Annotated in this window: 13 protein-coding genes and 2 pseudogenes; 10 read left to right on the plus strand and 5 right to left on the minus strand. The window is 72.7% G+C overall.

The window, feature by feature from the left end; genetic code table 11:
- Positions 1–30: 30 nt before the first annotated feature.
- Positions 31–756 (minus strand): lysophospholipid acyltransferase family protein, encoded by a 726-nt coding sequence (locus tag F3L20_RS11540; protein WP_150154158.1) that lies wholly within the window; start codon positions 754–756, stop codon positions 31–33.
- 198 nt (positions 757–954) lie between these two features.
- Between F3L20_RS11540 and F3L20_RS11545 the strand changes: the two genes are divergently transcribed.
- Positions 955–1,410 (plus strand): RpiB/LacA/LacB family sugar-phosphate isomerase, encoded by a 456-nt coding sequence (locus F3L20_RS11545; RefSeq protein ID WP_145826045.1) that lies wholly within the window; start codon positions 955–957, stop codon positions 1,408–1,410.
- A 40-nt stretch (positions 1,411–1,450) separates the two neighbouring features.
- On the opposite strand, the gene F3L20_RS11550 is transcribed toward F3L20_RS11545, so the two are convergent.
- Complete coding sequence (locus tag F3L20_RS11550) at positions 1,451–2,680, minus strand: PP2C family protein-serine/threonine phosphatase (RefSeq protein WP_150154159.1); 1,230 nt, start codon at positions 2,678–2,680, stop codon at positions 1,451–1,453.
- Positions 2,681–2,689: 9 nt separating this feature from the next.
- A pseudogene (locus F3L20_RS11555) lies at positions 2,690–3,751 on the minus strand (ATP-binding SpoIIE family protein phosphatase); the annotation flags it as partial.
- On the opposite strand from F3L20_RS11555, the pseudogene F3L20_RS35585 reads away from it, so the two are divergent.
- Positions 3,713–3,820, plus strand: a pseudogene (locus F3L20_RS35585) (inositol monophosphatase family protein); the annotation flags it as partial. The pseudogenes F3L20_RS11555 and F3L20_RS35585 overlap by 39 nt on opposite strands.
- A 708-nt stretch (positions 3,821–4,528) precedes the next feature.
- Here the strand turns inward: F3L20_RS35585 and F3L20_RS33955 are convergent.
- Positions 4,529–4,702: a hypothetical protein gene (locus F3L20_RS33955; protein WP_167534509.1), complete on the minus strand. Its 174-nt coding sequence runs from the start codon at positions 4,700–4,702 to the stop codon at positions 4,529–4,531.
- A 437-nt stretch (positions 4,703–5,139) separates the two neighbouring features.
- Here F3L20_RS33955 and F3L20_RS11560 point away from each other — a divergent pair, with 437 nt between their 5' ends.
- The 4 genes from F3L20_RS11560 to F3L20_RS11575 all read left to right on the plus strand — a co-directional run bounded on the left by F3L20_RS11560 (position 5,140) and on the right by F3L20_RS11575 (position 8,695).
- Positions 5,140–5,793: a response regulator transcription factor gene (locus F3L20_RS11560; RefSeq protein WP_003993508.1), complete on the plus strand. Its 654-nt coding sequence runs from the start codon at positions 5,140–5,142 to the stop codon at positions 5,791–5,793.
- Positions 5,794–5,803: 10 nt separating this feature from the next.
- A complete protein-coding gene (locus tag F3L20_RS11565) occupies positions 5,804–7,048 on the plus strand; it encodes a sensor histidine kinase (RefSeq protein WP_145828591.1) in 1,245 nt (414 codons plus the stop codon).
- A gap of 392 nt (positions 7,049–7,440) precedes the next feature.
- Positions 7,441–7,737, plus strand: a complete 297-nt coding sequence (locus F3L20_RS11570; protein WP_003993510.1) for a DUF4193 domain-containing protein — start codon at positions 7,441–7,443, stop codon at positions 7,735–7,737.
- Between the two features lie 13 nt (positions 7,738–7,750).
- The gene (locus F3L20_RS11575; RefSeq protein ID WP_150154160.1) at positions 7,751–8,695 is read left to right on the plus strand and encodes a hypothetical protein; all 945 of its coding nucleotides are present in this window, start codon (positions 7,751–7,753) and stop codon (positions 8,693–8,695) included.
- Positions 8,696–8,781: 86 nt separating this feature from the next.
- Here the strand turns inward: F3L20_RS11575 and F3L20_RS11580 are convergent, their stop codons facing one another.
- The gene (locus F3L20_RS11580) at positions 8,782–9,252 is read right to left on the minus strand and encodes a DUF3093 domain-containing protein (protein WP_150154161.1); all 471 of its coding nucleotides are present in this window, start codon (positions 9,250–9,252) and stop codon (positions 8,782–8,784) included.
- A 92-nt stretch (positions 9,253–9,344) separates the two neighbouring features.
- Here F3L20_RS11580 and F3L20_RS11585 point away from each other — a divergent pair, with 92 nt between their 5' ends.
- From F3L20_RS11585 to F3L20_RS11600, 4 genes are all read left to right on the plus strand, one after another.
- Positions 9,345–9,929: a PaaI family thioesterase gene (locus F3L20_RS11585; protein WP_150154162.1), complete on the plus strand. Its 585-nt coding sequence runs from the start codon at positions 9,345–9,347 to the stop codon at positions 9,927–9,929.
- Entirely contained in the window at positions 9,926–10,486 is a 561-nt protein-coding gene (gene dut / locus F3L20_RS11590; protein ID WP_150154163.1) for a dUTP diphosphatase, read from the plus strand. The genes F3L20_RS11585 and dut overlap by 4 nt, the downstream gene beginning before the upstream one ends.
- 1 nt (position 10,487) lies before the next feature.
- Positions 10,488–11,243 carry a DUF3710 domain-containing protein gene (locus tag F3L20_RS11595; protein ID WP_145828596.1) on the plus strand — a complete coding sequence of 252 codons (756 nt, stop codon included), beginning with the start codon at positions 10,488–10,490 and terminating at the stop codon, positions 11,241–11,243.
- Positions 11,244–11,722: 479 nt separating this feature from the next.
- Positions 11,723–12,751: a S66 family peptidase gene (locus F3L20_RS11600; RefSeq protein WP_150154164.1), complete on the plus strand. Its 1,029-nt coding sequence runs from the start codon at positions 11,723–11,725 to the stop codon at positions 12,749–12,751.
- Positions 12,752–12,841: the final 90 nt, after the last annotated feature.

Consider the following 12,841-nt stretch of genomic DNA (forward strand, 5'->3'; position numbering starts at 1 on the left):
CGGCCGCCCCTCGTCCGTGTCCGCGGATGCTCACCGCAGCGGCATGCGCGGCGTGCGCCGCTTCTCCTCCGCCTTGCGCTCGGTCTCCGCGGCCTTCGCGTCGGCCGCGTACCGGTCGACGTACTCCTGCTCGGAGAGGGAGAGGATGGCGTACATGATCTCGTCCGTGACGGCGCGCAGGATCGCCTTCTCACTCTCCATCCCGGCGTAGCGGGAGAAGTCCAGCGGCTCGCCGAACCGGATCGTCACCGGACGGATCCGGGGGATCTTCCTGCCGGGCGGCTGCGCCTCGAACGTGCCGATCATCGCGCAGGGGACCACCGGGACGCCCGCCTTGAGGGCCATCACCGCGACGCCGACCTTGCCCTTGTACAGGCGCCCGTCGTGCGACCGTGTGCCCTCCGGGTAGATGCCGAGCAGTTCCCCCTTGTCCAGCACCCCGAGCCCTTCGCGGATGGCCGCCTGCCCCGCGTCCTTGCCGGAGCGGTCGACGGGGATCTGGCCCGCGCTGTGGAAGAAGAACGCCGTCAGCCGCCCTTTGATGCCGGGCCCGGTGAAGTACTCGGCCTTGGCGAGGAAGGTGATGCGCCGCTTGAGCACAGCCGGCATCAGGAAGTGGTCGGAGAACGACAGATGGTTCCCCGCCACGATCGCGGCGCCGGACGACGGAACATGCCCCAGGCCCTCGATTCGAGGCCGGAAGACCAGTCTCAGAAGCGGGCCCAGCAGCACGTATTTGAGCAAGTAGTAGAACAAAAGCACGCTCCTCGACTCTGGGAACGGCGGGGTCGCCGCGTTCCAGCAGGTCATCCGGCACGTCGTGAACTGCCAGTCTAGGTCCGGGAGACGGGGCAGGGCACCACGTTCGACGGGAACCGGAACGCCTCGCCCCGGAAGGGCCCGCCCGTACGGCGTCCGGCGGCCGCCCGCGCGACCGCGGGTACGCTCGTCGGTATGCGGATCTCCGTCTCCTCAGACATGGACGAACCCGTGGCCCGCGCCCTCCTCGCCGAACTGCGCGAACGCGGCCACGAGGTGCGCGCGCACGGTGCCCTCAGCCCCGGGGACGACCCGCAGTGGGCGGCCTGTTCCGAGGCGGCGGCCCGCGAGGTCGCCGACGGCACCGCCGACCAGGCGGTGGTGTGCTGCTGGACCGGGACCGGCGCCTCCATCGCCGCCAACAAGGTGCCCGGCGTCCGGGCCGCCCTGTGCGCCGACGCGTACACCGCCGACGGCGCCCGCCGCTGGAACGACGCCAACGTGCTGGCGCTGAGCCTGCGCCTCACCTCCGTCCCGCTGCTCAGGGAGATCCTCGACGCCTGGTTCGCCGGCCGGCCCAGCGAGGACCCCGAGGACCGGTCGAACGTGGAGCGGACGGCACGCCTCGACCGGGCGCGCACCGGCTCCTGACCGGTACGGGGCACAGGACCCACGGGCCCGCCGGGCGTCGTCACGGCCGTACGACGACCAGCGCCGTGTCGTCCGTGGCGCCCCCGGGCGGCAGCAGCTCCCGCAGCACCGTGTCCGCCAGCGGCTCGGGATCCAGCGTCCGGTGCCGGCACAACGCGTCGGCCAGCCGCCGCAGCCCGGTGTCGATGTCCTCGTGGCGCCGTTCGATCAGCCCGTCGGTGTACAGCACCAGGGTCGCCCCCGGCACGAACGCGGTCGACGCCTGGGGCCGGGGCCTCGGGTCCGGACGGGCGTCGAGCGGCGGGTCGGTGGCCCGGTCGAGGAACTCCACCCGTCCGTCTTGGTGGAGCAGCACCGGCGGCGGATGACCGGCGCTGCTGTAGGTGACGACGTGCCGGTCGAAGTCGATGAAGGTGGTCACCGCGGTCGCCGATTCCGCCCCGTCCACCACATGGGCGTACCGGCCCAGCACGTCGAGCGCCTGGGCCGGCCCGTCGGCCACCCGGGAGGCGGCGCTCAGCGCGCTGCGCAACTGGCCCATGACACCGGCCGCCTCCAGGCCGTGTCCCACCACGTCGCCGACCGAGACGCCGATGCGGTGGCCGCCCACCAGGTCGACCAGGTCGTACCAGTCGCCGCACACGTTCAGCGCGCCCACCGCGGGCCGGTACCGCACGGCGGCCCGGTGATGGCCCATCTGCCGGCGTGCCGGGAGCATGGCCTTCTGCAGCACCAGCGCCACCTCACGCTCCCGGGCGTGCGCCTCACGCAGTCGGTTGTTGAGCTCCTGCAGCTCACGGGCGCGCGTGTACAGCTCGGCCTCCAGCAGCCGGCCCGCGGTGTCGCCCCCGAGGCCCCGGGCCCGCACGAACTCGGTCACCTCCTCGATCCGGTGCACGATCAGCCGCACCCGCCCGTCCGGTGCCAGCACCGGGCTGTTGACCGGGGACCAGTAGTGCTCCTGCCACTGCCCGGAGTGCTCCGGGGTCTCGACGTCGTAGCGCTGCAGCGCCATCGCGTCGCGCTCCCCGGTGGCCAGCACCCGCAGCAGCGACGCTCGCAGATGGTGCGAGTTCTTCGCCTCGCGAACGTTCACGGACTCCGGGAACACGTCGAACACGTGGCGGCCCAGCAGGGACGCGCGCGGGCGTCCCGTTCCGCGCACGTAGGCCTCGTTGACGTCCGCGAACACCAGGTCCGGGGTCAGCAGCGCCACCATGCCCGGCAGCGCGCGGTAGACCGCCTCGTAGTCGATCGACGCCTGCGCCATGACCCTGCCTCACTCCGGCGGCGCGGTCAGCGACTGCTCCGCCCAGATGATCTTTCCGTCGGGCACGAACCGGGTGCCCCAGCGCTCGGCGAGCTGCGAGACCAGCAGCAGTCCGCGCCCGCCCTCGTCCATCGCGCGGGGGTGACGCAGATGCGGGGCGGTGGCACCGCCGTCCAGCACCTCGCACACCAGCGCCCGCTCCCGGATCAGCCGCAGCCGCACGGTCCCGGACGCATGCCGGATCGCGTTGGTGACCAGCTCGCTGACCAGCAGTTCCGTGGTGAACATCAGGTCGTCGAGGCCCCAGCGGGACAACTGGTCCTGAGCGGTCCTGCGGGCGTCGGCCACCACGGCCGGGTCCGGCGCCAGCTCCCATGCCGCGACCTGCTCCGGCGCCAGCCGTCTGGTCCGCGCCATCAGCAGGGCCACGTCGTCGTGCGGGCGGGACGGGACCAGCGCGTCGACCACGGACCGGCAGCCGACCTCCAGCTCGCCCGCCGTCCCTTCCAGGGCCTGCCGCAGCCGCTCCCGGTCGGCCTCCGTGCCGTCCCCGCCGTGCGCCAGCAGGCCGTCCGTGTGCAGCACCAGTGTGCTGCCCTCGGCCAGGGACAGCTCCACCGCCTCGAACGGCGGGCCGCCCACACCCAGCGGCGGCCCCTGCGGCAGGTCCACGAAGCCGACCGTGCCGTCCGGTGCCACCACGGCGGGCGCCGGATGGCCCGCGGCGGCCATCGTGCACCGCCCGTCCGCCGGGTCGTACACGACGTACACGCAGCCGGACCCCACGGAGTGGCCCGTGCCGTCCTCGTCCTCTCCGTCCCCGTCCTCGCCCTCGCCGTCGTCCCGCGCCGACCGGGACGCCAGGTCGTCCAGGTGCGCGAGCACCTCCTCGGGCGGCAGGTCTATCGCGGCCAGCGTCCGCACCGCCGTGCGCAGCCGCCCCATGGCCGCGGCGGCGCCGATGCCGTGCCCCGGCACCTCGCCCACGACCAGCGCGACCCGGGCGCCCGACAGCGGGATCAGGTCGTACCAGTCGCCGCCCAGGCCGGTCAGCTCGTCGGCCGGCCGGTGGCGGCCTCCCCGGGTGTCTTCGACCCCCTCCTCCACCTCCTGGAGGACTTCGGCGCGTGGCACGACTGAGCTGACGGGCGGACCACCGTCCTGAGCAGTCAGACGGTGCGCGCCCCGGACACCGCCCCGCGCCAAAGGGCCCCGACGCTGATCACAGCGCCGGGGCCCTTTGGCGCGGGGGCGCCGGCACGCACCGTCTGCCGCCAGCCCCGTTGGTGCCGAGCCCGGCACCGGTCCGCTGAGCCGTCCGTACGGTCCGGGCGGGCGGTGGCGGCCGGCCGGCCGGACTCGGCAGCGAGCGTGCGGCCGAGCGGTATGTCGGCGTGACCGAGGCGGCCGGGCAGTGCGTCCCGCCCCGAGCCGCCGACGAGGGCAGGCGGGGCCGGTTGGGTGCCGGGGTCGGCCGTGCCTACGGCGCCCGCTACGGGAACCGTCGGCCGGGGCCGCCATCGGCTCGGCCGACCGGGCGGTGGCGGATGGTTCGCAGGACGACGGCACCCGGGCGTGGGGCTGGGCGGCCGTGGGCGGGTGGCCACCTGGGCGCCGGACCTTCGCGCGCACGGGGGCCGGTTCCGGCGACCGGGTTCGCGGTCGCCTCGGCCGTCCGAACGGCCGGGTGGGATGAGGTGGCGGCCGGTCACACTCGGCAGTCGGCCGTGCGGACGTCGTCAGGTGGCCGGCCCCACGTCGGAGGTCGCGCACCCACAGGTGCGTGTACATGGGCGGGCCCCGGCGGCTGGATCCGTCGGGGCCCGTCCTTGGTGCTGTGCCGGCTGGTCAGACGCTGTACGCGCCGACTTCCACGCCGTGCTCGGCGGCGAGGCGGCGCAGGTCGTCGAGTTCGCCCTGCTCCACGTCGACGAGGAAGTCGTCGCCCTCGTCGCGGGCACGCGACAGATCGGACTCGGTCGTCTTTATGCGCTGCAGAAGTCCTGCGGTGAATGCGTCCATGCTGCGCCCCCTCGTCCTGGGTCGGTGGGTCGGTGGCACGGGGGTGTGCCGTCGGAAGGGATGATCACGTCCGTGGCGGATGCCCAGCGCCGCTGGCCGGGCGGCGACGGTACCGGACATCCACGCCCGCTCTGCGGAAGCGGACCGTGTGCACCGCATGGTGGTGCGGTACATGCAGAGCGTGATCGCGGGATGTAAAACCCGTCCTCCCCAAGCTCCCTTCCGCGGAAACCTAACCGCGCGAGAAATTCTCGTATTCCCGCCCCGTTCGCCCGCAGGTTCCCCGGCCCCGGGCCGTCGGCATTCCCCGGCCCGGCCGCCTTACAGCCGACTTACGGTCGAAAAGGGCAGGATGGAGGCAACACACCCACCCGTACCCCTGCCCGAGTGCGCGCTCTCGAAGGCCGCCGGGCCGGTCATGAGGAAGGACAAGCGACGTGCGTGTACTCGTCGTCGAGGACGAGCAGCTGCTCGCCGATGCGGTGGCCACCGGACTGCGCCGGGAGGCCATGGCCGTCGACGTCGTGTACGACGGCGCGGCCGCCCTGGAGCGCATCGGCGTCAACGACTACGACGTGGTCGTCCTCGACCGCGACCTCCCCCTCGTGCACGGCGACGACGTCTGCCGCAAGATCGTCGAGCTCGGCATGCCGACCCGCGTGCTGATGCTCACCGCCTCCGGCGACGTCAGCGACCGCGTCGAGGGCCTGGAGATCGGCGCCGACGACTACCTCCCCAAGCCCTTCGCGTTCAGCGAGCTGATCGCCCGCGTGCGGGCCCTCGGCCGGCGCACGAGCGTGCCCCTGCCGCCCGTCCTGGAGCGGGCCGGGATCAAGCTCGACCCCAACCGCCGCGAGGTCTTCCGCGACGGCAAGGAGGTGCAGCTCGCACCGAAGGAGTTCGCCGTGCTCGAGGTCCTCATGCGCAGCGAGGGCGCCGTGGTCTCCGCGGAGCAGCTGCTGGAGAAGGCCTGGGACGAGAACACCGACCCGTTCACCAACGTGGTGCGGGTCACCGTCATGACCCTGCGCCGCAAGCTGGGCGAGCCGCCGGTCATCGTGACCGTGCCCGGCTCCGGATACCGGATCTGATCAACTGACCATGGCTGCCACCCCCGCGCCCCCCACGGCGCCCCCCAAGCCCACCTGGGACCCTCGGTCGCCCACCCCGCTGCCCTGGCTGCGTCCCACCATCCGCATACGGCTCACGCTGCTGTACGGCGGCATGTTCCTGATCGCCGGCATCCTGCTGCTGTCGATCATCTACCTGCTCGCCGCGCAGGCCCTGCGCACCGGCAGCCAGCCGCTGTTCAAGATCGTCGACTTCGACGGCCTCAAGGTCTCCAGCAACGACTGTCCGGGCATCGCCGACGGCAACCTCTCGCTGTCCGAGTTCAACTCGGCGATCAGCGAGTGCATCGACCACCAGCGCCAGGTCGCCCTGGACAACCTGCTCAGCCGCTCCCTGCTGGCGCTGCTCGGCCTCGCCGTCATCGCGTTCGCCTTCGGCTACGCCATGGCGGGCCGGGTGCTGTCGCCGCTGGGCCGGATCACCCGCACCGCCCGCGCGGTGGCCGGCTCGGACCTCTCCCGCCGGATCGAGCTGGACGGCCCGGACGACGAGCTGAAGGAGCTGGCCGACACCTTCGACGACATGCTGGAGCGCCTCCAGCGCGCGTTCACGGCCCAGCAGCGCTTCGTGGGCAACGCCTCCCACGAGCTGCGCACCCCGCTGGCCATCAACCGCACGCTGCTCGAGGTGCACCTCTCCGACCCCCAGGCGCCGGTGGAGCTCCAGCAGCTCGGCAAGACGCTGCTGGCCACCAACGAGCGCAGCGAACAGCTCGTCGAGGGCCTGCTGCTGCTCGCCCGCAGCGACAACCAGATCGTCGAGCGGGGTCCCGTCGACCTCGCCGAGGTGGCCGGGCAGGCCATCGACCAGGTCACCACGGAGGCGGACGCCCGGCATGTGGTGATCCGCAGCAGCCGCCACCCGGCGGTCGTCCAGGGCAACGGCGTGCTGCTGGAGCGGATCGCCCTGAACCTGGTGCAGAACGCGGTGCGGTACAACGTGCCGGAGGACGGCTGGGTGGAGGTCACGACCGAGGTCCAGCACGGGCAGGCGATCCTCGTGGTGTCCAACACGGGCCCGGTCGTCCCGGCGTACGAGATCGAGAACCTCTTCGAGCCGTTCCGCAGGCTGCGCACCGAGCGGACGGGCAGTGACAAGGGCGTGGGTCTGGGGCTGTCCATCGTGCGGTCGGTCGCCCGGGCGCACGGCGGGCACATCTACGCCCAGCCGAGAGAGGGAGGCGGGCTCGTGATGCGTGTCACCCTGCCGATCTGACATCATGCCCCGTCCCCGACATGTGTTCGCTCTGCGCGGAATTTTCGCGTCGCTCCGCAATCGAATTCATGTGTGATCGATCACAGGTGGGCCGATTCGGCCATCTACTCTCCGTGATCATGAGTGCCGCCGTAAGGCCGGAAAAGTCCCGGTTTTCAGGGGCCTCCATCACGGGAAGTACACGGTGAGGTGCCTTTGAAGTGCGGCATCGGGACCGTGTACGGTCCCCTTCGCCATCCAAGCCGATCACTCGTGAGGAGTCCGGTTGGGTGTCGATTGAGTAACAGACCTTGATGTGAGGCAAAATCTCCGCCTCAGGTCGGGCACAAGTCCGGCCTCTCACGCGTTACGTGCGCTGGAGACACCGCATACACCCAGAGGGGGAGAGCGACATGGCTACCGACTACGACACTCCACGCAAGACCGACGACGACGTCGACTCGGACAGCTTGGAAGAGCTGAAGGCCCGGCGGAACGACAAGTCGGCCTCGGCCGTGGATGTCGACGAGTTCGAGGCCGCGGAAGGCCTGGAACTGCCCGGTGCGGACCTCTCGAACGAAGAGCTGGCCGTCCGGGTCCTGCCCAAGCAGCAGGACGAGTTCACCTGCATGAGCTGCTTCCTGGTGCACCACCGCAGCCAGCTGGCCCGCGAGAAGAACGGCCAGCCGATCTGCCGCGACTGCGACTGAGGCGGGGTCGGCCGTGACTGGCTCGACCCCACCGCGGAAGCGCCGCTTCTTCTCGAAGGGAGCGGACCAAGGGTCCTCCGAGGGCCCACAGCACGACACGCGTGACCGAGAGCGAGGCTGGACCGGATCCGGGTCGGCCTCGCTCGAAGCGCCGGCCGGCCGGGGTGACCTCCCGGCATCCCTGGAGGTCACCGCGCCCGTGGCGCGCAGACGTACCGCCGTCGTCCGTGAGAAGGCCCGGGAAGGCGTCCGCAAGGGCGGAGCCCGCGCCCGCGCGGCGTTGGCGCACCTCGCCGACCGGATCATCGACATCGCCCCGCGCGTGCCCGTACGGGACCTCGCGACGCTGCGGGAGCAGTTCCCCGGGCTCGGGCCCGAGGAGCTCGCCGACAAGCTCGTGGCGGGCGCCGCGAAGGCCACCGCGACGGTCGGGGCCGGAGTCGGCGCGGCGGCCATGATGCCCCTGCCGCCCGCGATGCCGACGGAGCTGGCGGCGGAGATCACCGGCGTCGCCGCGATCGAGCTGAAGCTCATCGCCGAACTGCACGAGGTCTACGGCGTACGCCCGGCGGGCGGCCTGGCCCAGCGCAGCACCGTCTACCTCAACTCCTGGTCCCAGGAGCGGGGAGTCGAGGCGACCAAGCCCTCCACCGTGAGCGCGGCGCTGAACAGCCGCATGAAGCGCGAGCTGCGCCAGCGGATCATGAAGCGCACGGTGCGCAACCTGCCGAACCTGATGCCGTTCCTCGTGGGAGCGGCCGTGGGAGCCGTCATGAACCGGCGCGACACCAGAAAGCTCGCCACCCGCATCCGTGACGACCTGCGCAAGGTCCAGGTGCCCTGGGACGCGCTGCCCGCGCTCCCGGCGCTGGAGCGTCCCCACGACGTCCTGCCCGAGGACGCCCTGAAGGAGCTGGGCGGCCGTCCCCGGAAGGACGACGGGCACTCCGCCCCCTGAGACCTCCCCCGTGCGGGCGACATCCCGCCCGCACGTCCCTACGTCCCTTCCCGTACGCGTGGCGCTCGTGCTGTGCGCGCGGGCGCCTAGGAGGCGTCCGCCGCGTCCTTCGCCGCCCGGAGCGCCTGCGTAAGCCGCTCGGGCTCACGGGTCGACAGGAAGACGTAGGGAGTGGGGTCCGCCGGGTCCGTGACGTCCACGCGCAGCGCACCCGGAATGTACGCCCGCAGCAGCATGAAGGCGCGCGGGTCGGCCTTGGGGCCACGCCAGGCGCGGGCCTCCTCCGCGTCCAGGATCTCGGCGGCGCCGAGCGCCGCCACCGGGATCTTCGCGTCGCCCGCGATCAGATGACCGCTCACGACGCGGATCCGCACCGAGCCGTACGCGCTCACCACGACCGCCGCCGCGGCGGTGCCGCCGGCCAGCCCGGCCAGCATCGGCAGGGTGCCGAACGGCAGCATGATCAACGCGAGGGAGAGCCCGGCCAGGAGGGACAAGAACCACCAGGAGCGGGGCGCGGTGAGACGTTCTTCGTACGGGGCGGCGGAGAGCTGCATGAACCCAAGCTTGGCACGCTCCCCGCGGGCCTCCGGCTCCAGGGCGGGCGCGTGCGGAGCACCCACAGGGCGGGCGGGTAAGGTTCGCGCCTGTGAGTGGTAATTCCGCAGCTCTTCAGCCCCCCGCCGACGCCGTACCGCCCGTCCGTCACGCCGACGCCCCCGCACCCGGTGAGCTCCTGGGCGCGCACTACGGGCAGTGCTTCGGATGCGGCGACGAGCAGCCGCACGGGCTGCACCTCGAGGCGCGCGCCGGTGAAGGCGTGTCGATCACCGCCGAGTTCACCGTGCAGCGGGCCCACCAGGGAGCCCCCGGCCTCGCCCACGGCGGCGTGCTGGCCACCGCCCTGGACGAGGCGCTCGGCTCGCTCAACTGGCTGCTGCGCACGATCGCGGTGACCGGCCGGCTGGAGACCGACTTCGTGCAGCCCGTGCCGGTCGGCACCGTGCTGCACCTGGAGGCGGAGGTGACGGCCGTGGCGGGACGCAAGATCTACTGCACCGCCACCGGGCGGATCGGCGGCCCCGAGGGCCCCGTCGCCGTCCGCGCGGACGCGCTGTTCATCGAGGTCAAGGTCGACCACTTCATCGACCACGGCCGCCAGGAGGAGATCCGGGCCGCCATGGAGGACCCCGACCAGGTCCGCCGGGCCCGCGCCTTCGAGGTGAACCCGTGAGCGAGCCGGCCGGCGGCGCACTTGAGGTGCGGATCCGGCGCATCGACCCGGACGTACCGCTTCCGGCGTACGAGCACCCGGGCGACGCGGGGGCCGATCTGCGCACCACCGAGGCCCGCGTGCTGGAGCCCGGTGAGCGGGCCGTGCTGCCCACCGGGGTGTCTGTCGCGCTCCCCGAGGGGTACGCGGCTTTCGTGCACCCGCGATCCGGTCTCGCCGCCCGCTGTGGCGTCGCCCTGGTGAATGCCCCGGGGACGATTGATGCCGGGTACCGTGGGGAGATCAAGGTGATCGTGGTGAATCTCGACCCGCGCGAGGCCGTGCGGTTCGAGCGCTTCGACCGGATTGCCCAACTGGTCGTCCAGAAGGTCGAGAGGGTGCGCTTCGTGTCGGTCGCGGAGCTTCCTGTCTCGGCCAGGGCCGAGGGGGGCTTCGGATCCACCGGCGGCCATGCCGCGGTGGAAGGTAAGAGCGGCACAAGCGTTCAGGCCGCCGTGGGCGGTGCAGCGGGTGGGAATCGATACGCTTCGGTCGTATCCGACCGGGAAGGACAGTGACGTGTTCGGACGTCGCAAGAAGACGGATGCCGCCGACGGTGCGGCCGGCGAGGCCGAGCAGGTCGTCGACGGTGTCGACGCTGAGGCGGACGGGGAGGCCGGGCGGCTGAGGCTCGAGCCCGCGCCGCGGCCCGACGGGCCGTGGGACAGCTCCGAGGTCCGCGAACCCGGCGAGGGCCGGGTCGATCTGGGCGGCCTGTTCGTGCCCGGTGTGGACGGCATGGAACTGCGCGTGGAGGTCGCGGGCGACGCGATCGTCGCGGCGACCGTCGTGCTGCGGGACAGCGCCATCCAGCTGCAGGCCTTCGCCGCGCCCAAGCGTGAGGGCATCTGGGGCGAGGTGCGCGAGGAGATCGCGACCGGCATCACCCAGCAGGGCGGCATCATCGACGAGGTCGAGGGCCCGCTCGGCTGGGAGCTGCGCGCCCAGGTTCCGGTGCAGCTGCCGGACGGAACCGGCGGCTTCCAGGTCGTGCGGTTCGTCGGCGTGGACGGCCCCCGCTGGTTCCTGCGCGGTGTGATCTCCGGTCAGGGCGCGGTGCAGCCGCAGGCCGCAGGACTGCTGGAGCAGATCTTCCGGGACACCGTGGTGGTGCGCGGTGAGGGCCCGATGGCCCCGCGCGACCCGATCGTCCTGAAGCTGCCGAACGACGCGCAGATGGTCCCCGAGAGCGTGCAGCAGGAGGAGGGTGGCTCCCGCTTCGCCGGCGGAATGAGCCGCCTCCAGCGCGGGCCGGAGATCACCGAGGTCCGCTGAACCCGCGCCGGAGCGGGTCTGTGCCGCTCGCTCCGGTCCCGGTTCCTTCCCCCGCCCTCCGGCCCCGGTCCCTTCCGGCCGGCCCTGGAGGCGGCCTGCCCCGGCCGGCCGCTTCCGGCGGGTGCCGGGCGAAGTCGGCTTTGGTGGCAGGTCCGCGCGGAGGGCCGTAGGGGCTCGGCGGCACAGGCGCCGCTGCGGGTCGCTTGCGGCAGAGCTGGTATCGCGGCCGGCGCACGCCGCGAGGGCGTGACTCGCGAAGTGCTCAGGCGCCGCTGTGGGCTGCGCGCTCCAGACTCGGTGCCTTGTGATCCGGCCTCCGAGGCGGCCTGCCCCGGCCCGGCCGCTTCCGGTGGGTGCCGGAGTGGGGGGGCAGGGCCGGCCGCAGGGGTCGGTGTGGCCCAACTCGGCTGCGTCGGCCAGGTGGTTCGGTGGTGAAATCCGCTGTCGGCCGCTGTCGGCGCTGTGTCAGGATCCGGCGCATGTCAGTTCGCTACCCGCGCCCCCTGCGTCCCGGTGACCGTGTCGGTGTGACCGCTCCGTCCAGCGGTGTCCCGAAGCCCCTGCTCGCGCGGCTGGACGTCGCTCTCCGGGACCTGCGCGCACACGGGTACGACGTCGTCGTCGGGGAGTGCCTGGACGGCTCCGGGCACGTCAGCGCCCCGGCCGCCGACCGTGCGCGCGAGCTGACGGCGATGCTGACCGACCCCGCCGTCAGGGCCGTGGTGCCGCCGTGGGGCGGGGAGACCGCCGTCGACCTGATCCCGCTGCTCGACTGGGACCGGCTGCGCGAGGCGGAGCCGACCTGGCTCGTCGGCTACTCCGACCTCTCGACCCTGATCACCCCGCTGACGCTGCTCACCGGCACGGCGACGCTGCACGGCAACAACCTGATGGACACGCCCTACCACGTGCCCGAGGGGCTGCTGTCGTGGCTGGACGTCGTCGCCGCTCCCGCGGGTCACCGGTTCACCCAGACCCCGCCCGGCCGCCACCGGACCGTCGGCTTCGACGACTTCGCCGCCTTCCCCCACGTACGGGAGTACACGCTCGACGCGCGGGGCACCTGGACCCGGCTGGACGGCGACGGCCCCGTGGAGGCCGAGGGCAGGCTGATCGGTGGCTGCGTCGAGACGCTGTGCAACCTCGCGGGCACGCCGTACCTCGACGTGTCGGCCTTCGCCCGCGACGAGGCGCCGGAAGGGCTCCTCGTGTACGTGGAGGCGGCCGAGGACAACGCCTACACCACCTGCCGGAACCTGCACGGCATGCGGCTGGCCGGGTTCTTCGACCACGCCAACGCGATCCTCGTCGGCCGGACCGGCGCGCCGGACGCCGCCTCGCTCAGCCAGCACGAAGCCGTCCTGGACGCCCTCGGCTCCCTGGGCGTGCCGATCGTCGCGGACGTCGAGTGCGGCCACGTCCCGCCCCACATGCCGATCGTCAACGGGGCCCGCGGCCGGGTCGTGCACGCACCGGGGCGCAGCGAGCTGACGCAGACGTTGGACTGACGTCGAGGGCGCGGCTCCCGTCCGGGAGCCGCCGTCCCCGTATTCGTGCGCGGGCCCTTGACGGTGAATTGGTCTGGACCTACCGTGCCG

This window comes from Streptomyces tendae, from assembly GCF_008632955.1.
Classification (GTDB): Bacteria; Actinomycetota; Actinomycetes; order Streptomycetales; family Streptomycetaceae; genus Streptomyces.

What these genes read in the sequence shown, in the direction of transcription:
- F3L20_RS11550 (WP_150154159.1), bottom strand. Translation starts at nt 2,680, where the DNA reads ATGGCGCAGGCGTCGATCGACTACGAGGCGGTCTACCGCGCGCTGCCG.
- F3L20_RS11600 (WP_150154164.1), top strand. Translation starts at nt 11,723, where the DNA reads ATGTCAGTTCGCTACCCGCGCCCCCTGCGTCCCGGTGACCGTGTCGGT.
- F3L20_RS11570 (WP_003993510.1), top strand. Translation starts at nt 7,441, where the DNA reads ATGGCTACCGACTACGACACTCCACGCAAGACCGACGACGACGTCGAC.
- F3L20_RS11545 (WP_145826045.1), top strand. Translation starts at nt 955, where the DNA reads ATGCGGATCTCCGTCTCCTCAGACATGGACGAACCCGTGGCCCGCGCC.
- F3L20_RS11565 (WP_145828591.1), top strand. Translation starts at nt 5,804, where the DNA reads ATGGCTGCCACCCCCGCGCCCCCCACGGCGCCCCCCAAGCCCACCTGG.
- F3L20_RS11580 (WP_150154161.1), bottom strand. Translation starts at nt 9,252, where the DNA reads ATGCAGCTCTCCGCCGCCCCGTACGAAGAACGTCTCACCGCGCCCCGC.
- F3L20_RS33955 (WP_167534509.1), bottom strand. Translation starts at nt 4,702, where the DNA reads ATGGACGCATTCACCGCAGGACTTCTGCAGCGCATAAAGACGACCGAG.